General features: G+C 42.3%; 16 protein-coding genes and 2 tRNA genes. 7 read left to right on the plus strand and 11 right to left on the minus strand.

The window, feature by feature from the left end; all coding sequences use genetic code 11:
* Window positions 1-138: 138 nt before the first annotated feature.
* Window positions 139-1818 (minus strand): RagB/SusD family nutrient uptake outer membrane protein, encoded by a 1680-nt coding sequence (locus tag J3P43_RS00155; protein WP_255897732.1) that lies wholly within the window; start codon window positions 1816-1818, stop codon window positions 139-141.
* Between the two features lie 129 nt (window positions 1819-1947).
* Window positions 1948-4989, minus strand: coding sequence for a SusC/RagA family TonB-linked outer membrane protein (locus tag J3P43_RS00160; protein WP_255897733.1), 3042 nt, complete (start codon window positions 4987-4989; stop codon window positions 1948-1950).
* Window positions 4990-5666: 677 nt separating this feature from the next.
* Between J3P43_RS00160 and J3P43_RS00165 the strand changes: the two genes are divergently transcribed.
* Complete coding sequence (locus J3P43_RS00165) at window positions 5667-6836, plus strand: LacI family DNA-binding transcriptional regulator (RefSeq protein WP_255897734.1); 1170 nt, start codon at window positions 5667-5669, stop codon at window positions 6834-6836.
* Window positions 6837-7497: 661 nt separating this feature from the next.
* Here J3P43_RS00165 and J3P43_RS00170 read toward each other — a convergent pair.
* Both J3P43_RS00170 and J3P43_RS00175 read right to left on the minus strand, forming a co-directional pair.
* Window positions 7498-7566: transfer RNA gene (locus J3P43_RS00170), tRNA-Leu, on the minus strand.
* 140 nt (window positions 7567-7706) lie between these two features.
* Window positions 7707-7780, minus strand: a tRNA-Asn gene (locus J3P43_RS00175).
* Between the two features lie 106 nt (window positions 7781-7886).
* On the opposite strand from J3P43_RS00175, the gene J3P43_RS00180 reads away from it, so the two are divergent.
* Window positions 7887-8807 carry a PfkB family carbohydrate kinase gene (locus J3P43_RS00180; protein ID WP_255897735.1) on the plus strand — a complete coding sequence of 307 codons (921 nt, stop codon included), beginning with the start codon at window positions 7887-7889 and terminating at the stop codon, window positions 8805-8807.
* A 49-nt stretch (window positions 8808-8856) separates the two neighbouring features.
* On the opposite strand, the gene J3P43_RS00185 is transcribed toward J3P43_RS00180, so the two are convergent.
* The 3 genes from J3P43_RS00185 to J3P43_RS00195 are packed head-to-tail and all read right to left on the minus strand — an operon-like array spanning window position 8857 to window position 10287.
* On the minus strand, window positions 8857-9093 hold the full coding sequence (locus tag J3P43_RS00185; RefSeq protein ID WP_255897736.1) for a cytochrome b5 domain-containing protein: 237 nt from the start codon (window positions 9091-9093) through the stop codon (window positions 8857-8859).
* Window positions 9093-9776, minus strand: a complete 684-nt coding sequence (locus tag J3P43_RS00190) for a lycopene cyclase domain-containing protein (RefSeq protein ID WP_255897737.1) — start codon at window positions 9774-9776, stop codon at window positions 9093-9095. Before J3P43_RS00190 ends, J3P43_RS00185 begins: the two co-directional genes overlap by 1 nt.
* Window positions 9769-10287, minus strand: coding sequence for a hypothetical protein (locus J3P43_RS00195; RefSeq protein ID WP_255897738.1), 519 nt, complete (start codon window positions 10285-10287; stop codon window positions 9769-9771). Before J3P43_RS00195 ends, J3P43_RS00190 begins: the two co-directional genes overlap by 8 nt.
* Window positions 10288-10393: 106 nt before the next feature.
* Here J3P43_RS00195 and crtID point away from each other — a divergent pair, with 106 nt between their 5' ends.
* Window positions 10394-11872, plus strand: a complete 1479-nt coding sequence (gene crtID / locus J3P43_RS00200) for a bifunctional phytoene desaturase/3,4-desaturase (RefSeq protein WP_255897739.1) — start codon at window positions 10394-10396, stop codon at window positions 11870-11872.
* A gap of 61 nt (window positions 11873-11933) precedes the next feature.
* Entirely contained in the window at window positions 11934-12464 is a 531-nt protein-coding gene (locus J3P43_RS00205; RefSeq protein WP_255897740.1) for an SRPBCC family protein, read from the plus strand.
* A gap of 65 nt (window positions 12465-12529) precedes the next feature.
* On the opposite strand, the gene J3P43_RS00210 is transcribed toward J3P43_RS00205, so the two are convergent.
* Both J3P43_RS00210 and murB read right to left on the minus strand, forming a co-directional pair.
* Window positions 12530-13069: a sigma-70 family RNA polymerase sigma factor gene (locus tag J3P43_RS00210; RefSeq protein ID WP_255897741.1), complete on the minus strand. Its 540-nt coding sequence runs from the start codon at window positions 13067-13069 to the stop codon at window positions 12530-12532.
* A 133-nt stretch (window positions 13070-13202) separates the two neighbouring features.
* The gene (gene murB / locus J3P43_RS00215; RefSeq protein ID WP_255897742.1) at window positions 13203-14219 is read right to left on the minus strand and encodes a UDP-N-acetylmuramate dehydrogenase; all 1017 of its coding nucleotides are present in this window, start codon (window positions 14217-14219) and stop codon (window positions 13203-13205) included.
* A gap of 253 nt (window positions 14220-14472) precedes the next feature.
* Here murB and J3P43_RS00220 point away from each other — a divergent pair, with 253 nt between their 5' ends.
* On the plus strand, window positions 14473-15210 hold the full coding sequence (locus J3P43_RS00220; RefSeq protein WP_255897743.1) for an SGNH/GDSL hydrolase family protein: 738 nt from the start codon (window positions 14473-14475) through the stop codon (window positions 15208-15210).
* Between the two features lie 53 nt (window positions 15211-15263).
* On the opposite strand, the gene lpdA is transcribed toward J3P43_RS00220, so the two are convergent.
* Window positions 15264-16667, minus strand: coding sequence for a dihydrolipoyl dehydrogenase (gene lpdA / locus J3P43_RS00225; protein ID WP_255897744.1), 1404 nt, complete (start codon window positions 16665-16667; stop codon window positions 15264-15266).
* 187 nt (window positions 16668-16854) lie between these two features.
* On the opposite strand from lpdA, the gene J3P43_RS00230 reads away from it, so the two are divergent.
* A complete protein-coding gene (locus J3P43_RS00230; protein WP_255897745.1) occupies window positions 16855-18513 on the plus strand; it encodes a M1 family metallopeptidase in 1659 nt (552 codons plus the stop codon).
* A gap of 37 nt (window positions 18514-18550) precedes the next feature.
* Complete coding sequence (locus tag J3P43_RS00235) at window positions 18551-19279, plus strand: head GIN domain-containing protein (protein ID WP_255897746.1); 729 nt, start codon at window positions 18551-18553, stop codon at window positions 19277-19279.
* Between the two features lie 53 nt (window positions 19280-19332).
* Here the strand turns inward: J3P43_RS00235 and odhB are convergent, their stop codons facing one another.
* Entirely contained in the window at window positions 19333-20862 is a 1530-nt protein-coding gene (gene odhB / locus J3P43_RS00240) for a 2-oxoglutarate dehydrogenase complex dihydrolipoyllysine-residue succinyltransferase (protein WP_255897747.1), read from the minus strand.
* Between the last annotated feature and the right edge of the window lie 8 nt (window positions 20863-20870).

A 20870-nucleotide genomic window follows, 5' to 3' on the forward strand; every position in this document is an offset into this window, starting at 1 on the left:
CGCTCAATACCAACCCACCAAATACACAGTCATCTGAATAGGCTAATTTCTAAAACCATCAAATGTATTTAACAATCTGAACAAGTGCCATAATTGTATCCAAGGTCTAAATAGTCTTTAATTGCCTGCGATCAGTGATTAATAATTTGGGTTTTGAGTAAGTTTAGGATTCCCAATTCGTTCAATAGAAGGGATTGGCCACAGGTATTGCCTGGATTTGTCAAAGTTACGTTGTGCAATGACTTTTACATCCGACCCAAATCCTGAATAATCTGGAATACCATCATCATCAATAGGCGTTACTCCTGGGAAGGGCCATTTACTCCGATTTTGAACCGCTGGGTCTGGTAAACCGATAACTGGCTTAGTCAACACTTTTTCTGCAAGCCTCCAGCGGATTAGATCCATATATCGGAGTCCTTCGTTAACAAATTCCACCCTGCGTTCGCGACGGACCACTTTTCTAAGTTCGGCCACATCGGTTGTCGTAACAGCGGGATATTGCCCCACCTGCGTCACCGCGACGCCGTAAGCTCTGGCTCTAACCTGGTTAATCGCGTTAAGTACTGATGCATCCACATCTCCAAGTTCAATTTTAGCCTCCGCATAGGTGAGCAATACCTCTGCATACCGGTATAGGATTGCATCGTTATCTTCCGCCAGGCGGTCAACCCAACTTTGGTCGACGCCTTTTTTCCAAAGGAAACCAGTAAAGCTGGCAAAATTCGCATTTGCACGGGTATCGTTGTTTTGAACACGTCTTCCTAGTCTAGAACTCCAAATGGTGAGGCTATCGGGATGAGGCATGTATCCAAACCCAAGCCATTGTATTCCGAATTCAACTATAGTAGCCGTAAGCCTCGGATCCCGGTTCGCAAAAGGGTTCTTCGGATCATAAAGCGGTGATTCATCAATAGGCTTTCCGTCGATAGACTCATAGGCGTCCACAACTTCCCTTGTAGGTATCTGTGCACCAAAACCACCCGCAGTTCTGGGAATCCAATCACGAACATAAAAAGCTCCATTAAATACATTTTGTACTTGATCCCTTGGGAGGCTGAAAATAATCTCCTTGCTTGTTTCACCAGCTTTTAAGAATAGCTGAGAATAGCTTGGATGCAGCGTGTAAACCGCCGGCCCCATATCAATTATCGATTTTGATGCGTCTTTAGCGACAGCAAATTTTCCCATTTCCAAGGCAGTTCGGGCTTTAATTGCCAACGCAGCCCCTTTGGTGAGACGTTTTACAGCAGATGCTGAATAGCTTGCCGGTAATTTGTCAGCAGCGAAATCGAGCTCGCTGAAAATAAAGGTTAAAATTTCTTCTTTATTTGTTCGTGTGATTCCGGTTGCTTCCGCAAGCGTCTTTGGCTCAATTAAAAACGGTACATCGCCAAAATGCGTGATCAGTTTAGAGTATTGATATGCTCTAATCAATCTCATCTCGGCTTCATATTGAGCAATGATAGGTGCGGGAGTATTTCCCGCTGCTTTATGCATATTTGCCAGAAAGCTGTTAGCTCGCGCGATGGCTCTATAAGAATTTGTCCAGAGGCTAAGGGCTGCAGGATCATCCGCAGCCATGGTTCCGAAAGTAACGGAGTTTCCAAGCAAAGCACGATGCCAGAAATTATCGGTAAACTGTTCGCTGTCATTTCCGAAAAAGGATGGCCGGTACAAGTCGTTTACAGCCAGCTCAAGACCTGCTTGTGTGTCGTAAAATGTGCTGGATGAACTTTCTGATAAAGGATCGAGGTCCAGTTTACTACATGCTGTTGATGCAGTTAAAACCAGACATATATAAATTAGCTTTTTCATTTGACGTAATTTAATTTTAAGTGAAGCGTGTCCGGTGGTTTAATCGATCGAAATAGTTCATAAGATTAACGCTCGAACGCTTGTTATTAAATGGTTGTAGCAAGTTTAATATCAATGGGTGAGAACATCTTAAAATGTTAGATTAACTCCTCCAAGAAACGTAGTTACTATAGGATACGACGAGGTTCCAGCTTCTGGATCCCAGTATTTAGGAAATTTACTAAATACGGCTACATCATTCGCCGTAGCATAAACTCTTAAAGCCTTTATCCCCGCTTTCGCCAATAGATCTTTGCTTTTAAGGGTATAACCAAGCGTCAGATTTTTTACCCTGAAATAGGCTCCGCTGATCATATAAAAATCAGACATCTCATAGTTATTAACTTCAGAGGTTCGGGATAATCTCGGATATCTTGCTGCCAAGTTCTGTTCAGGTGTATTGTTTCGACTCCAGAAATTACCCACCATTCCCAATGGCATATTGCCAAACGCTGCTTGAAATGGCCTTGTGATATCCTGACTCAAAACGCTATTTTTCTTTCCAACACCTTGCACCACCATACCAAAATCCAGATTTTTGTAATCCATCCGGAGGGTACCACCATAATTGTATCTTGGCATCGAGCCTCCCAAAAATACTTTGTCCCCTTCCGGCGTAATCTTGCCATCCTTATTGATATCTACATATCTTACATCACCGGGTTTCGTATTAGCATTAATCACTGCCGCTCCGGTAACCTCGGCCTGATTCTGGAACAGTCCATTAGACCTGTAACCGAACCACTCATTGAATTCTCCGCCTTCCAGGATAGCCTGATCGCCTCTAAACTGGGTTCCTTTCAAATTGAGCACCTTTGTCTTTGTATCGGAAAGATTCATAGAAAAAGAGTAATTGAAATCTCGTCCCATTTTATCCCTCCATCCTAAATCAAGTTCCCAGCCTTTGGCCTGAAGAGTACCTGCGTTTTGGAATGGATTATCATACCCTAAATAATTGGGAATGTCTAGACGCAGCAGAATATCCTCAGTTTTTTTGTGGAAATACCCGGCAGACAAGTTTAGTCGGTTATTCAAGAATGTTGCATCGACACCAAGGTCTGTACTTGACGTTGTTTCCCAGCTAATATTGTTCATCGCATATTCTACTTGCCCTCCGCCAGTTAAAGGAACTACTGACCCATTTTGATAGAATAAAGAGTTGCTAAAGGAGATGATGGCCTGATACGGATAATTTCCAATTCGTTCATTGCCCGCAGTTCCCCATCCGCCACGTAATTTAAGATGCGATATTGCTGGAATATTTTCCATAAAAGGTTCTTCGCTTATGGTCCAGGCTGCATTAAAAGACGGAAATATCGCATTGCGGAATTCACTAGCAAAGCGTGATGACTGATCATGACGCAAATTTCCTTGCAAATAATACCGATTTTTAAAATTGTATTGCAACCTTCCAAAGAATGATCTAAGGGCTGACTCCGATGCAGACCCTCTATTATCTCTTAGTTCAGACGAACCCGCATTTAGGTATGGGAAATCGTTTAGTGCGAAACCTTCCCGGGATGCACCAAGGGATTCAAAGGTGGAATAGTTTTCTTCATAACCAACGAGTACATCGAAATTGTGCAATTCGTTGATAGATTTGGTGTAATTAGCTAATAGCTGACCGTTAGCGGTGAAGTTTTCATTTCTGTTCTCGTCCAAAAACGTTCGTGCTCGGTTCTGGCCAATTCGTTGACTTGGATTAGCATAATCATAATAGTTTATCTGCTTTCTAAAGTTTTTGAATTTATCAAGGTCAAACGTTGGTGCAACCATAGCGGTAAAAGTAAGTCCGGCTACAGGTGTATAGTTAAAGGCCAACCTAGCACCAAATTGGTTGAACCAGCCTTTTTCAAAGCCCCCTTCATTAATTTGTGCTACAGGGTTTAAACCGTCTTTTCCATTTGAATACCTGCCATCACTATAGTAGGCCCCGTAAACACTCGGCATAAGCCGTGATAAAAAGATCGGGTTATCGTCGGGAACGCTCGAAACATTCTGGGTTTGAGTGCGCTTGTAGGTTACGTCTAGCTTTGTATTGAATTTATCGCTAATTTTCAAGTCATTGTTAATTCGGAATAAATACCTTTCATAATCATAATTATCATAGAAAGCGCCCGACTTATTGTATCCCAGAGATGCTTTTGTTTTCACTTTGTCGGTACCCATGGTAAACACGAGGTCGTGGCGTACTCTCGGTGCATATGAATTCGTCATTACTTCTTTCTGCCAGTCTGTATTAAAGAAAGGAAATCTGTTCAAATTCTTCGCCAAACTGTCTGCAAACCCTGTGATCCACCCGTTAGGAAATGGTCCAGCCGTAGCACCGTCATTCATAGCCTGCTCATTGAAATAACGCATGTAATCCGGACTGCTGGTATACTCGGGTAATGCCGTAGGCTTCTGCAAACCATATTCAAAGTTATAGTCAAAACTACTCTGTCCTGCTTTGGCTCGCTTCGTTGTTACCAGTACCACACCGGCTGCCCCCCTTGAACCGTAAATAGAAGCAGATGCAGCATCTTTCAATACGGTAATATTCTCTACGTCACCGGGATTTACATTATCGATATTTGAATTTGGAATTCCGTCTACAATAAATAAAGGAGCGTTGGTACCTATCGTCGTTATCCCTCTGATCAGCACATTAGATCCGGCTCCGGGGGCGCCACTGTTACGAGTTACAGAAACTCCAGACATTGTACCTTGTAAAGCCTCAGAAATTTGAACTGTACGCCTGTCACCAACATCCTTGGCACTAATGGATGAAACTGATCCCGTTACATCCTTTTTCCTTTGTGTTCCATATCCCACTACTACCACTTCTTCCAGATTCTTAGATTCGGTCATCATCCCAATCACCAGAGGTTGATCTGTAATTTCTGATATCTGTTCCTGATAGCCGACAAATGTGACGACTAGAATTTTGGCGTCAGCGGGCGCAGTAATTCTAAAATCTCCCCGCTCGTTGCTAGTGGCAGTAGTCCTGGAGCCCTCTAGCTTGATAGTAGCCCCGGCAATCGGAACTTTTGTTCTTGCATCAAGCACTTTGCCCTCCACTGTTTTTGTCTGTGCCTGAACTGTATAATGCAGCCCGAACAACAGTAATAAAACTAATAATGATTGCTTCATAATAAAACTTAATTAGTTACTTTAAATTGTTTAGAAAGATTGTTACTTGACATTCTGGTATTCGTTTAATTGAAGTGACCTAAAATTGCAAAGCGCACTATAAGTGCAATCTAGAATAGCTCTCGTTTGCCTTACCTGATTTTAGTTCACCTATATCTAATTCCTGAGCAAGGCTCAGTAAACTCTTTATACTTTAATTAGCCTAAGAAACTAAGTAAGCGTTAACAAAACCCTGCACAAACCGAACATCGACGTTTTCTGCTCTCAATTCCAGTGAAGCGGCAATGCTAACTCACCGTTTACGTTTTTAGCTGCTCCGGTAAAAGGTCTCTGAAATTTCAGGAAGGGCTACCGGCTAAGGCAAGCTCCATTCATCCTATACCACAGCTCTAATATTATTCTATGAGCGGACGTTTAACCACAAAAAGTAGTGAAACCTGAGTAGTGATTTTTTCATATGTTATTAATTAAGTTTTAATTGGTTTGCAATTGCATTAATATAGGATCCCTCATTTCCATTTTATTAATTACAAGCTAAACCTATAGTTTTAAGCATAAAAAACCAACATCTGGATGCCGGATGGAAGCATTTTTTCTATCGCAATCGTTTGTGTTATCGATTTCGATAGATAGAAATATTTTAAATTTGTAAGCCAATTAATATTAAATCGAGAGCTATGCCACGCGTCAAATGTCCAAAGTGCAATAAGGTCGAAACTATTTTAAGATCTGGATTTATCAGAAAAAAACAACGCTATTTTTGTAAAGAGTGTAACTATAATTTCACGCTCAATCATGAAAACAGGAAGGCAAAAAACAAATCGAGAAAAAATTATCAGACAACCATATTGGATATAGGTAAGGCAATGGGTATATCCGCAACTACCGTCAGCCGGGCGTTACATGATCATCCCGATATTAGTCTTTCTACAAAAATCTCTGTCAAAGAAATGGCCATTGCCATGGATTACCATCCGAATTTATTAGCGCGAAGTTTTGCCAACAGTCAAAGTCAAACAGTCGGTGTTATTATTCCAAATTTAGAAGCAACGTTCTTTTCGTCTATGTTAGGCGGTGTACAAAAAGTTGCATCGCAAAACGGGTACAAGGTTTTGATGTGCCAGTCGAATGAAGAATATTTAAATGAAGTAGAAAATGTGCACCTTTTAATGGATAGTCGTGTTGACGGCTTGCTTATTTGTCATTCAATAGAGACCACTAATTTTGACCATGTTAATATTTATCGAAAAAGAGGAATTCCGATTATTAACTTTTATCGCGTAAACAAAGATTCTGAAACTATTAGTGTCGTTGCTAAAAATACAGAAGGAGCTGAATTGGTTATTGAGCACCTTTTGAATCAGGGGTGCAAAAAGATAGGTATAATTTTGGGGCCGAGATCACTTCTGATAACAGAAGAGCGGCTTAAGGGCTATTTAAACATTCATAAAAAACACCTAATAGAAATAGAGCAGTCCATGATCGCCTATACCGACTATACTTACAACAGCATAATTGAAATCGTTGATCGTTGGTTAGATATGAAAGAACGACCAGATGCGATATTTTGTATTTCTGACCGTACAGCCATATATGTCATCCGGCATCTGAGAAAGAAGAACATTCAAATCCCCGCTGAGATCGCTGTAGCTGGTTTCGGCAATGATCTTATGGGTGAATTGATAGAACCGGGCCTGACAACCTATGATGTACAAACGTCGAAAATTGGAGAAACCTCAATGCAGATGTTTTTAGATCAAGTGAAAAACGAATTTGGACAGATAACAAAAGTACATACCATTGAAGGACACCTCGTCGTAAGGGAATCAAGCCTAAAGCAGAAATAAGTTTTCTTACTTATGTTACCAGCTTATTCAGCTCCGCTAGGCCTCCTTTCCCGGATCGGGATCGCTTAAACTCTATTAATTCCCTGATAAGCGTTTTTTTGCTGAAACAATCCTAAGTTTTCAAAGGATTTGATTTACTTCCCCTATTCGCTGAATAGAAGTCGGAATAACGGTTTAAATACGGCACCTTCGATAAAATCACCTTTGCTTCCGATATTTATTAATATTTAAAATGCCGGAATGCTCATGATAATACAAGAAAGCTTGCTTTTAGAAAATAAACGTCATCGTAAGTGGGCTTCATTCCCCAAGGAGACACTCTCGGAATCCACAAATAGCAGACCGAGAACTAAGATAATTTTGGACGGTGCACACAGATGTGCACAAATAAAATATAGCCATAGACTAGTCAGGTCTCCATCTGAAACCGCAAAGGTTATCCTAAAGAAATATTTTCCGTTATCAGAGGCGTTTTTGTGCAAATTTTGTGCACATAAAGAAGCCCCACTTGGGTAAGTGGGGCTAACTGCTTGGCTATCAAGCTCCCGAAGCTGGGCTCGAACCAGCGACCCTCCCGATTTCACATCGGGATGCTCTAACCATCTGAGCTATTCTAATGTGTATCGCATAAAAAAACCCCACATTTCTGTGAGGTTTCTGCTCCCGAAGCTGGGCTCAAACCAGCGACCCTCCCGATTTTACATCGGGATGCCTAACCAGCTGAGCTAGCAAATTTCTATCGCACTTTCCTTATCTCGCCCTCAAAAAACGACATTAAACAAGAAAGCCTTCTTAGAGATTCTAAGAAGGCTTTACTAATACCCTAAAACAGAAAAGCCCCTCAGTTCACACTGAGAGGCTTTCTCTAAGCTCCCGAAGCTGGGCTCGAACCAGCGACCCTCTGATTAACAGTCAGATGCTCTAACCAGCTGAGCTATTCGGGAATTCCTGGTTATGAAACAAGTTAAACTTGTCTCCCGTTTGGGAATGCAATAGTCGGGATTTTAAATTATTTATGCAATATTTGTGTTCAATTTTTTTGAAATATTTATGAGCTTAGTTGTTATCGGGACCGTAGCCTTTGATGCTATCGAAACTCCCTTCGGAAAAACAGACAAAATAGTGGGCGGAGCAGCTACTTACGCAGGTTTGGCAGCTTCTTACTTCTTTGATAAAGTTAAAATCGTTGGTGTGGTTGGTGATGATTTTCAGAGCGAAGACATTCAGGTTTTTAAAGATCATGGCATCGATGTGGAAGGTTTACAGATAAAAGAAGGCGAGAAATCATTTTTTTGGGCTGGAAAATATCATAACGACATGAATAGCCGCGACACTTTGGCTACAGAATTAAATGTTCTTGCAGATTTCGATCCGATCATACCCGACTCTTACCAGGACTGTCAATACCTCCTTTTAGGAAACCTTACGCCTCAGATCCAGCAAACCACTATCAAGCGCCTGACTAATCGCCCGAAGCTCGTAGTACTCGACACCATGAACTTCTGGATGGATGTGGCCATGGACGATCTTCTCGAAACGCTGAAGCTTGTTGATGTTTTAACTATAAACGACGCCGAGGCGCGGCAACTTTCTGGCGAATACTCTCTGGTGAAAGCCGCTAAAAAGATCCTTCAGATGGGGCCTAAATATCTTATCATTAAAAAAGGGGAGCATGGCGCTCTGCTTTTCAACGAGGATAAGATCTTCTCTGCACCTGCATTACCCTTAGCCGAAGTTTTCGATCCAACAGGCGCAGGCGACACCTTTGCCGGCGGATTTATCGGATATCTCGCCAAAGTAGGAACCATCAACTTTAACAACATGAAGAATGCGATAATCTATGGCTCGGCCCTGGCATCATTCTGTGTGGAGAAGTTTGGAACCGAAAGAATTAAAAATCTTACCGAAGAAGAAATTGCCGGAAGGATCAAAGAGTTTGTGAATCTGAGCAGCTTCGTAATCGAGCAATAAAAAAATATGCAGTTGGCACATTACTTGGCCAGCTGCATTACTTTAACACTTAAGGTGCTAATCTTCCTATCGCTTTAAACCTTTCAAAAACCGATATGGTATGCGGAGCATCTTTTAGCTCCTCACTGAGGTCCTGCCCGGCCCAATGTTCGTAATGCTTGCCGTTTTGCCACAGCCTGCTGGTCGAAACATCATAGATCACCCCCGCATATGCAATCCAGATTTCCGGCTTGTCTTGCCCGTTACGAAGGGAAAGCTGTTTCCTGGTATAAACTGGCAGCTCCATCAGGCAGATTGACTCTTTTGTTTAAAGAATTCAAAAAATATCACATTGAGCAGTAACATAGCCAGCGAATAAAAATGATCTTCAAATGGAATGGTACCAACCCTGAATCCGAGGTTTTCCGCATCATTATATAGCACAATAGGTATGGAGGTCAAAATTCCATTAACCACATAAAAGGGCGCCAAAGACACCAGGTAGGCCAAATAAAATCGACCCATATAGGGCGGGCGCTTTAACAGTAAATAAATACAAAGAGCCAGCAGCAAGCCAAAGGTGATCAGAGTATAAACGCGACCGGAAAAAAAGATGAGCATAGCTATCGAGAGGACCAATAAAACTAACGTGATGGAAGTGCTCGCAGCTTTGAGAACATCTCTTTTTACATAGTAATTAAGGCATTCGTATATAAATAAGCAGGCGAAAGGCACTGTAACAAAAAACAAGATCTCTTCTAACGGAAGGTTTAATATATAGAGGCCAATAACGTACTCCGGATTAAAAGACCACACATCATATATGGTAAAAAGATAATCCCAGAAAAGAAAAAGCCCGCCTGTTATAATTAATCCCGGAAAAATATGTCGCCAGTTTTTAATAAAACGAACCCGTTTATCGAACGAAAGTACAACAGGGAAAAAGAGTGTGAAAAAATTAATAAGCAGGTAAGTGAGGTGTTTATCCATTATTAATCGACTCGTCCAAGATAGCGATTTCCTGCGGCTTGCATCGCTCCGTCTCTTTCATGAATTTAAGCAGATTTAACAGAAGTGGTTTATCCATGGCACCGAATCTTCTCTGCTTGGAGAGTTCAATAATTTTTTTCCGGTCGGACTCAAGATGCTGACTGTATCCCAAAAAAGATGGTATGTAATGCTCGATACTGAATCTCAAAAACCTGATTTCCAGATCATCCTGACTTTTAGCAACAGCAGAGTTCAGAATTTTCATTCCATTTCTGAGATAGCTTAATTTGTTATACGGATTTATTGCATGTCGGGCTTTAACGGCTTGTGAGATCCCGAAATAGGCCATTATGAGGGGCTCTGAAGAATTGATCTTCTTAAGCTTGTTGTAAAACTTCTCGGCAGCTTTACCGTCATTTACAGCAGCATAATATTCTTTCCGGATTTGCGGAAGATCATTGGCAGACACTAACCCTGGAAAAAACAGAAACAGAGCAATCAATCTTATCATGGAAATATAACGTATTTACTATACTCGATAGTTTCGTATTATCTTAAAAATACCGCGGCATGAACAAAAAACAATTTAGATACGCTTCTTTTTTACATTTACGCCAATGAACAAGCATAGTATCGCCATCATCGGTTCGGGCTTTGCGGGCCTGGCTGCAGCAGCTGTCCTTGCTGGCAAAGGTCATAATGTAACCATTTATGAAAAGAACGACCAGCCCGGTGGCCGGGCGAGAACATGGGAGAGCGACGGATTTAAATTTGATATGGGCCCCAGCTGGTATTGGATGCCGGAGGTTTTTGAAGAGTTTTACCAGCTTTTCGGTAAAACGACTTCCGACTTTTACGATTTGAAGCGCCTCGATCCCGGTTACCGGATTTATTGGACAAAGAATGACAGCACAGACATTCCGGCAAAACTGAACGAACTGGAAACACTCTTCGAAAGCATGGAACCCGGATCGGCCTCAAATCTGCGCGACTTCTTAGAGCAAGCCGAGTTCAAGTATAAAACCGGCATGGGCGATTATGTTTTCCGCCCCTCCAACTCTGTTACCGAATACCTGGATCTGGGGCTTCTGAAAGAAAGTTTTAAAATTCAGCTATTCACAAGTATTAGCAAGCATTTAAAAAAATACTTCAAGCACCCGAAACTCTTGAAGCTCCTTGAATTTCCAGTCTTATTCCTGGGCGGTACGGCAAAAAACACTCCGGCCCTGTACAGCATGATGAACTATGCTGATTTAGTTTTAGGCACATGGTTCCCCATTGGGGGCATGAACGAAATAGTGAAAGCGATGACATCAATCGCTACCGAGCGCGGGGTAAAAATCTGTCTTAACCAGGAAGTGAAAGCAATACGGACCGAAGGAAACATGGCTATTGGGATAGAAACAGATCAAGGCTTTCATCCGGCAGATATGATCATCTCAAATGCCGATTATCAGCACACAGATCAGTACCTTCTTAAAAAAGAACATCGGAATTACAGTCCTGGATATTGGGACAAAAGGGTTCTCTCTCCCTCCTCACTTCTCTTCTATATTGGGCTCAACAAGAAGGTTCACAATATTCTTCATCATAATCTTTTCTTTGATGAAGACCTGGAGCAACATGCCAGAGAGATCTATGAAACTCCGCAGTGGCCGGAAAAACCTCTTTTTTACGTATCCTGCACCTCGAAAACGGATCCTTCGTCGGCCCCCGATGATGGCGAAAACCTCTTCTTTTTAATGCCCTTAGCTCCCGGGATAGAAGACACCGAAGAGTTGAGGGAAAAATATTTCGACATGTTACTCAACCGCTTTGAACACATTACCGGAGAAAGCATCAGGCAATCCATTGTAGTAAAACGTAGTTATGCGATTAATGATTTTGTAGACGACTACCATTCATTCAAAGGAAATGCTTACGGGCTGGCAAACACCCTGATGCAAACAGCATTTCTGAAACCTAAAATGAGATCTAAAAAAATAAAAAATCTATTATTCACCGGACAGTTAACGGTACCGGGTCCTGGCGTTCCCCCGGCTATAATTTCTGGCCGGGTCGCGGCTGCGGAAGCGATCAAAATTTTAGATAGATAAACATGATTATCGATTAATTTGATTAAAGTTTATAACTTCAAGTAAATAAAACCTATTAATCATGAAAGCATTAAAAATTATTTTGATTATTGTCGTCGTTTTAGCGGCGATTTACTTCATTGGCGGATTATTGCTGCCGAAAACCTATAGCGTGAGCCGCTCTGTTGCTATCAATGCGCCTGACTCTGTAGTGTATAAAAACGTAGCCGACTTTAACAACTTTTTAAAATGGAACCCCTGGAGTAAAATGGAGCCTGAGGCTAAAGAGGTGATCAGCGGCCCGGTTTCTCAACCAGGCCACATGTATACCTGGGATGGCGAAAAAACCGGGCAGGGACAAATGACAATCGAGCGTACCGAGCCCTATAAGCTAATAGATTTCGAATTAAAATTCATCAAGCCATTTGAAAGTCTGGCCGACACAAAGTTCTCATTTGAGCCCGCAGCCAACCAAACCACTGTAAGTTGGACCATGCAGGGCAACAACAACACCACCATGGAAAAATGGATGAGTTTGATGATGGATGGAATGCTGGGAAAAGATTTTGAGAGCGGATTGAAATCACTGAAAGAGATCTCAGAAAAAGAATAAAAAAAAGAGCGTCAGGCTGGCACCTGTACGCTCTTATGTATGATGAGTTTTAGAAAAGGGGCTAATTAATCAAGCTCTGCGTACATCGGCTTTTTAACGCCGTTGTCGTACGGTTTCAAGCTTTTCTTAAGAAGCTTGCGAGCTACGTGGATGCGGGTTTTAACAGTTCCAATCGGAATTGCTAAATGATCTGCAATCTCATGGTACTTGAATCCTTCGAAGTACATACTAAAGGGAACAAAATATTCTTCAGGAAGTTTGCCTAAAGCTAATTTTATATCGTCCATTATAAATTTGGACTCTCCCTGATTTTTTGTAGAGCTGAACACAAGGTTAGCAGAAGATATCTCGTCAGATTTAGTAACGAAAGAACTTATTTTAACAAAGCGGCGGTAGTTATTAATGAAAGTGTTTTTCATTATGGTATACAACCAGCCTTTAAGGTTTGTTCCTTCCTTGAACTTGTTATAATAAGTGATCGCTTTAAGTAAGGTATCTTGAACCAGGTCATTGGCATCGTCGGCATCATGAGTAAAATGTAATGCATACATCTTTAGAGAGCTTGCCTGACGCATAACCATTGTGTTGAATTCTATTTTAGTCATGTTGTTAGAGTTAGGGTTACTGTTTATTCTTTTTTCTAAACAAACTTGTAAACACCTTTGCAACAACTATGCTAATCAGGCCAACTGCGGATAATTATGTAGGGCGGAGAGAAAAATTAATAGGAATTTAACGTTAAATAATGTTGACTTCGCGCTCCAGAGCAACGCCGAATTTTGATTTTACATCTTCAATAATCCGGGTAGATAAATCATAAACCTCTGTCCCTGTAGCGTTTCCGTAGTTAACCAGCACCAAAGCCTGATTTTTCCAGGTACCGGTCTCTCCTACTTTCTTCCCTTTCCAGCCACATTGTTCGATAAGCCAGCCAGCGGCTAATTTTACTGTACTATTTGGTAGACAGAAGTGAACAGTGTCTGGAAAAACAGACTGTATTTGTTTAAATTCCGATTCAGTTATAACCGGATTTTTGAAGAAGCTACCCGAGTTGCCGATCATAGATGGATCTGGAAGCTTGCTTACACGGATATGTGATACCACATCAGAAACATCCTTAATGGTCGGCTCGGTTATTCCGCGCTTCTGCAGCTCATCGCCTATGGCGCCATAGCTTAAATTGAGAACGGGAATGGTAGACAACTGAAACCGCACCAGCGTGATGATAATCTTACCCTTCAGCTGATTTTTGAAGATGCTTTCGCGATATCCGAATTCACATGCTGCTCTTTCAAACTCGCGGATCTCTCCTGTTTCAATAAAAAACACGCGACACGAGTGAAACACATCTTTTAGTTCCACCCCGTAAGCTCCGATGTTTTGAATGGGAGATGCCCCCACAGAACCCGGAATAAGGCTCAGGTTTTCCATCCCTGCAAAGCCTTTGTCTACACAATGCATCACTAAATTATGCCAGATCTCTCCGGCCCCAGCCTCTACCAGCACATTCGCGCCTTCGATATGACTGACAATCCCTTTGATATTCATCCTGATAACAAGGCCATCAAAATCCTTAGTAAGCAACAGGTTACTTCCCCCTCCCAATACCAGCCGGTCAACGGCTTTCCATTTACTGTCTGAAAAAAGTTGCTTTAAATCTTCTTCAGATTCTATCTCTGTATACCAGCGGGCATACGCTTCTACTCCGAAGGTGTTATACTGCTTTAATGAGATATTTTCAAGAATTTCGGGCATGGTATTTAATTGTGCAGCCAAATCTCGTAACTAAATTTTAAACGCTGGGATTATATTGAAAAATCTTTCGATTTTATTCTTGCCGTGCAGGCTTCTCATTATCCGGAAAATTGATTCAAAAACTAAAACATTTAAAATCAAATCCTTATTAAAGAAATAAAAGACCTGGCCCCGCAATTCAAAAATAATTAAGCATTTTGTAATTATACTCCGCTCTATATCGTCATAACAGCGGAGATTGTTGTATCATATCATGAAAGTTTTATTCATCGGCGATAGTATAACCCGCGGAACTCAAAGTGTTGACTGGATAAAGATGATCGAAAAAGATCATCCATATTGGACCATGGATAATGTCGCTGCGAACGGCGAAACGCTTACAAAACTCTCGGAGCGGCTTAAAACTCATCTGCAGCAAAATTCAGATTACCACGCAGTTGTTCTGCAAACAATTACTAACGACATACTCTTACCTACCTTTAAACACAGGGGATTTTGGTTTCGGCAAGCATACCGTTATCAGATAAAGTCAGGGAATGTTCCGGCAGCACCCCCGGTCTTTGAGGCCCTTTTAAGACAGACGGTCGATTACGTACAAAAGCACTACAACATTCAACTCATATTAACCACCCTTGGATGCATTAACGAAAATTTATTGGCAGAAACCAACGCGAAGCTTTTCAGCTATAATAGTATTGTGAAAAAGGTGGCCAAAGAAATGAATTGCATACTGGCTGATGTTTCTGAGGACTTCCAGTACCATTTGAACAAGGGGCAAACCCAGGATTATTGTGCCGACGATTTTGCCAACACCGCCTTTTTGGATTTGATAAGCTGCAACATAGGCATGGCCGATAAACTAAGCCAAAAACGAAAACTCCACCTGACAATAGATGGAGTTCACCTTAATAGTAAGGGTGCGCAGATCTTTAAGGAAAAAATCGAGACAGCCGTTCTGCTGACGAAAGAGAAATCATTATTGTTTATTTAGATAGAGCGGCCGGTTAAGTACCGGTAGCCGCTCTATCTTTGATTCCCTTTTATTTAAATATGCAATGCCCGGCCTTCTGTAGCTGCTAAAGCAGCTTCTTTGAAGGCTTCGGTATAAGTAGGATGCGCATGGCAAATACGCCCGATATCTTCTGCAGAAGCCCTGAATTCCATTGCCACCACCGCTTCAGCAATCACATCCGCAACACGCGGTCCAATCATATGTACTCCTAAAACCTCGTCAGTTTCAGCGTCGGCTAAAACTTTAACAAACCCGTCGGTATCCATACTGGCACGTGCACGACCGCTGGCCTTGAATGGGAAAGAGCCCGCTTTGTATTTCTTTCCTTGCTCTTTCAGCTGCTCTTCGGTATAACCTACACTCGCCACTTCCGGCCAGGTATAAACAACTCCGGGGATAAGATTATGATTAATATGAGGCTTTTGTCCGGCAATTGTTTCGGCAACAAAAACACCTTCTTCTTCAGCCTTATGAGCAAGCATCGCACCTCGAACCACATCGCCTATAGCATAAATTCCTTTAACAGGAGTTTCAAGATGGTCGTTAACCGGTATCGTTTTTCCACGCTCCTCAACGGTGATGCCTATTTTGTCCAGCCCCATGCCTTCTGTATACGCCGAACGCCCTACAGCAACAATACAATAATCCCCTTCAAGGTTCACCTTCTCACCTTTCGGACCGTCGGCAGTTACTGTTACGTTTTTGCCCTTTACAGAGGCTCCCGTTACCTTATGCCCAAGTAAAAATGTAAATCCAAGTTTGGTAAGCGATTTCTGAAGTTCCTTACCTAAAGATTTATCCATAGTGCCAATAATAGCATCCATAAATTCAACCACAGTAACTTTAGCTCCTAAACGAGCATATACCGAGCCTAATTCCAGGCCGATAACACCGCCTCCAATTACGATTAAGTGCTTAGGCACTTCGGGAAGGTCCAACGCTTCTGTTGAAGTAATAATTCTCTTTTTATCGATTGGAAGAAAAGGCAGGGCCGTAGGTTTAGAACCCGTTGCGATAATCACATTTTTCGATGTTATTGTTTCCTCGCCCCCCTCTGTTTTCGAAATCTTAATAGTGTTTTTGTCGACAAAAGAACCTAGTCCGTGATAAGTGGTGATCTTATTCTTCTTCATCAGGAAAGTGATACCAGCAGTATTTTCCTGCACCACCACGTTTTTACGGGCAATCATTTGTACGATATCAACCTTCAGATCCTTGATGTTTATGCCATGGGTTTTGAAAGTGTGTGCAGCGTTATAATAATGCTCCGACGAATCCAGGAGGGCCTTGGAAGGAATACAGCCTACATTCAGGCAAGTTCCTCCAAGCGTGTTGTATTTTTCTACTATGGCTGTTTTCAAACCTAATTGGGCACATCTTATGGCGGCTACATATCCACCGGGACCACTACCGATTACCGTAACGTCGTATTGCATGTTTTTTTGTTCTTTGCGGCCAAAGTTAAACGATAAATGCGCTTCAGGAAAAAAATAATGGATTTTCACGTGCTCTTTTCGGATAAAAACACTGCTTTGAGAATTTTTTTGAGCAAAAAAAAACTCTTTACTGCCGCATCACAAACATTATCGGGAAATCGTTAGTATTATTTGCTGATATTTAACAATGCACAGATACACTGTACTAGCTGTACTCATCCTTATAGTTGGATTGGGAAAAGCGCAAACCTTAAAGGAAAAAGGTATTTTTAGCCGCGCTGATACCTTAAGAGGGATGCTGAGTCCATTACGAACGTGTTACGACGTAAACTATTATCATCTGGACATCGAGATTAATCCGGATAAAAGAAGGCTCAGCGGATCGACGCTTTTTAGATTCAAAGCCAAAGAAGACTTCACAAAACTACAATTCGACCTGTTTCGGAATCTTGAGGTCGACAAGGTAGTATATAAAGGTAAAATTCTTCCCTTTACCAGGGAGGCTAATGCGGTATTTCTGAGCTTCCCCCAATCCATAAAGAAAGATAGCATCAGTCAGTTTACGGTTTTCTATTCCGGATCGCCAACAATTGCAAAAAATGCACCCTGGGACGGCGGCTTCGTCTACTCCGAAGACAGGTCGGGAAAACCCTGGATCGCAGTAGCCTGCCAGGGGTTCGGCGCGAGCTCGTGGTGGCCAAATAAAGACCATCAATCAGACGAGCCTGACAGTATGCTTATTAGTGTTACCGTACCCTCGGGATTAATGAACGTCAGCAATGGTCGCTTGCGCTCTGTAAAAACAATAAAAGAAGGTTCCAGGCAATACAATTGGTTTGTTTCATCCCCTATTAATAATTATAATGTAACACTCAACATAGGTGATTATGTAAAATTCTCTGACCACTATCAGGGAGAAAAAGGCAAACTGGACCTTGACTATTATGTATTAAGAGCTAATCTCGAAAAAGCAAAGAAACATTTCCCGGGCGACGTTAAAGCCATGCTTAAATCGTTCGAACACTGGTTCGGCCCCTACCCCTTCTATAAAGACGGCTACAAGCTGGTGGAAACTCCCTACCTCGGCATGGAACACCAAAGCGCCATTGCTTATGGAAACAATTATATGAAAGGCTACAAAGGCTCAGATCTTTCGGGAACCGGCCTGGGTCTAAGCTGGGACTACCTTATCATTCACGAATCCGGCCATGAGTGGTTCGGCAACAACATTACATCAAAAGACATTGCAGATATGTGGATTCACGAATCTTTCACCACTTACTCTGAAGGATTGTTCGTAGAATCACTAAAGGGCAAAGCCGCCGGGGCCAGCTACATTAAAGGTCTTCGTAAAAACATCGGAAACAAGACGCCTGTCATCGGGTACTATGATGTGAACCATCAAGGTTCAGGCGACATGTATGCCAAAGGAGCCAATATGCTGCATACTATCCGTAACATCATTGACGATGATTCCAAATGGCGTAAGATTTTGAGAGGCTTAAATAAAACTTTCGGATTAAAAACGACTACTACCGAAGAGATAGTTAATTACATAAACAAGAATTCGGGGATGGATCTCACCAGCGCATTCGATCAATATTTAAGATATCCGGAAATCCCCGTACTAGAAATCAGGAAATCAGGAGATAATACGATTGAATATAGATGGAAAACCGATATTCCCCATTTCAAGATGCCGGTAAGGGTTAAATTGAGTGATAGTACAAAGTGGAAAACTTTGCGGGCAACCTCAGACTGGCAGAGAATAAAAAGCAGCGCAATTAAGCCGGATACTGACAACTTTTACATTAAGATAAATTATCTCCCCCAGGATGCAACCTAACATATATTTAGGCGTCTAATAAAGAAACCCCATAAATATGAAAACTATTTTTGCCTCATTCGGCTGGCTCCTGTTGCTTCTGCCTTTCATCAGCATGGCCGGCACTAAAACCATTTTGCGGACTATCAATTCTACTATTTCGTCCGAAGACCGGCAGGTTTCTGATTTCACAGGAATAAGCTCGAGTGGCTCGTACGATATATATGTGAAGATGGGAGCCTCGGAAAGCTTGAGAATCGAAGGCGACGAAGATGTTATCGGAAACATCGAAACCAAAGTGGACAAAGGCATTCTAAAGATCCGTAATACTAAGAACACCGGCTGGAACTGGAATGTCAGGCAGAAAGTAAAGATCTATATTACTGCAAAATCCCTCAATCAGCTGTCGATCAGCGGATCTGGAAGCATGGAGATTGATGGCACTATTAAATCGAGCACGATAAACACCCAGGTAAGTGGCTCTGGAAACATGCGAATGACTGTTGAATGTTCTACTCTAAATGCAGCGGTAAGCGGATCTGGCAATATCCGGATAAGCGGATCGGCTTCGGACGCTAACGTTGCGGTAAGCGGATCTGGTGGTTTTGATGGGAAAAACCTTAAAACAAGCACTACAGATGCCCGGGTAAGCGGATCAGGAAATGTGTGGGTGTTTGCCGACGAGCGCCTTAACGCAGCTTTAAGCGGCTCGGGGAATATCAACTACTCGGGCAATGCAAGGGTAAGTCAATCAAAGAGCGGCTCGGGCAGAATTTCAAAAAATTAGCCGAAAGCTACAGAAACAGAAAAGCCAGGTAAACCCTGGCTTTTCTGTTCGTTTTAAACTCCAAGTAATAACCTGGTCGGATCTTCAAGCAATTGCTTTACCCTTACAAGGAAACCTACCGATTCCCGTCCGTCGATAATTCTATGATCATACGACAATGCAACGTACATCATCGGGCGAATAACCACCTGTCCGTTAATGGCCACTGGACGCTCAATAATATTGTGCATTCCTAATATCGCAGATTGCGGCGCATTAATGATCGGCGTCGACATCATCGAACCGAAAACCCCACCGTTTGTAATAGTGAAAGTTCCGCCAGTCATTTCTTCTATAGAAAGCTTGTTATCACGGGCCTTTCCGGCCAATACAACAATCGCTTTTTCGATACCATCTAGTGATAAAGCATCGGCATTTCGAACAACTGGTACAACTAATCCTTTTGGCGCAGAAACCGCGATGGAAACGTCTACAAAATCACTATAAACAATTTCTTCGTTTTCGATCCGTGCGTTTACAGAAGGAAATTCTTTAAGAGCCTCGCAAACGGCTTTGGTGAAGAACGACATAAAGCCTAATCCAACGCCATGCTTCTCTTTGAATTTATCTTTGTATTTCGAACGGATATCCATGATCGGCTGCATGTCTACCTCATTGAACGTGGTAAGCATTGCAGTTTCATTCTTCACTGTAACCAATCTCTTGGCTATTGTCTTGCGCAAGCCCGACATCTTCTCGCGTCGTTCGTTTCTGCCACCCGCGGCAACAGGTGCTGCAACCGGACTCGCTTTAGGGCTCTCTGCCTTCGGACTTCCAGCTTGTTTCAGTTCGGCCTTTTGAGCATCTTCTTTAGTGATTCTGCCTCCTATACCTGTTCCGTTCACAGACTGAGGATCAACTCCTTTTTCTGCTAATATCTTGGCAGCGGATGGTGATGGTGTTCCTGCCGCATATGATGAAGATTTATCAGCCTGCACAGCTGGTTTTTGCTCCGCGGCAACTGGTGCAGCTTTCGCTGAAGAACCTGCTGTAGCGCCAACTTCAATACTGCATACTACCGCACCAATTTCCAGTGTATCGCCTTCTTTTGCAATACGTCTTAAAACACCCGCTTTCTCTGCGGTAAGTTCGAAAGTAGCTTTATCTGATTCCAGCTCGGCAATCTGCTCATCCATATTCACAAAGTCGCCATCGGCCTTTAACCAGCTGGATAATACAACTTCTGTGATAGACTCGCCTACCGGTGGAACTTTAATTTCTAAAGTCTCACCAGAACCGCTGCTTGCGGGAGCAGCCTGCTCTGCTTCTGCTTGTTTCGCAGCAGGAGCAGATGCGGCAGATGATGCGCCGTTTTCTTCTACAGAACAAACTACCGCACCTATTTCGAGCGTATCGCCTTCTTTTGCAATGGTTTTTAAAATTCCTGCCTTTTCGGCTGTAAGCTCGAAAGTTGCTTTATCAGATTCAAGTTCAGCAATAACTTCATCCATTTCAACAACATCACCATCCTGTTTTATCCAGCGGGACAAGGTTACTTCTGAAATCGATTCGCCAACCGGCGGAACTTTGATCTCTAAACTCATAATATCTT

Source organism: Paradesertivirga mongoliensis, assembly GCF_024436395.1.
GTDB lineage: Bacteria > Bacteroidota > Bacteroidia > Sphingobacteriales > Sphingobacteriaceae > Paradesertivirga > Paradesertivirga mongoliensis.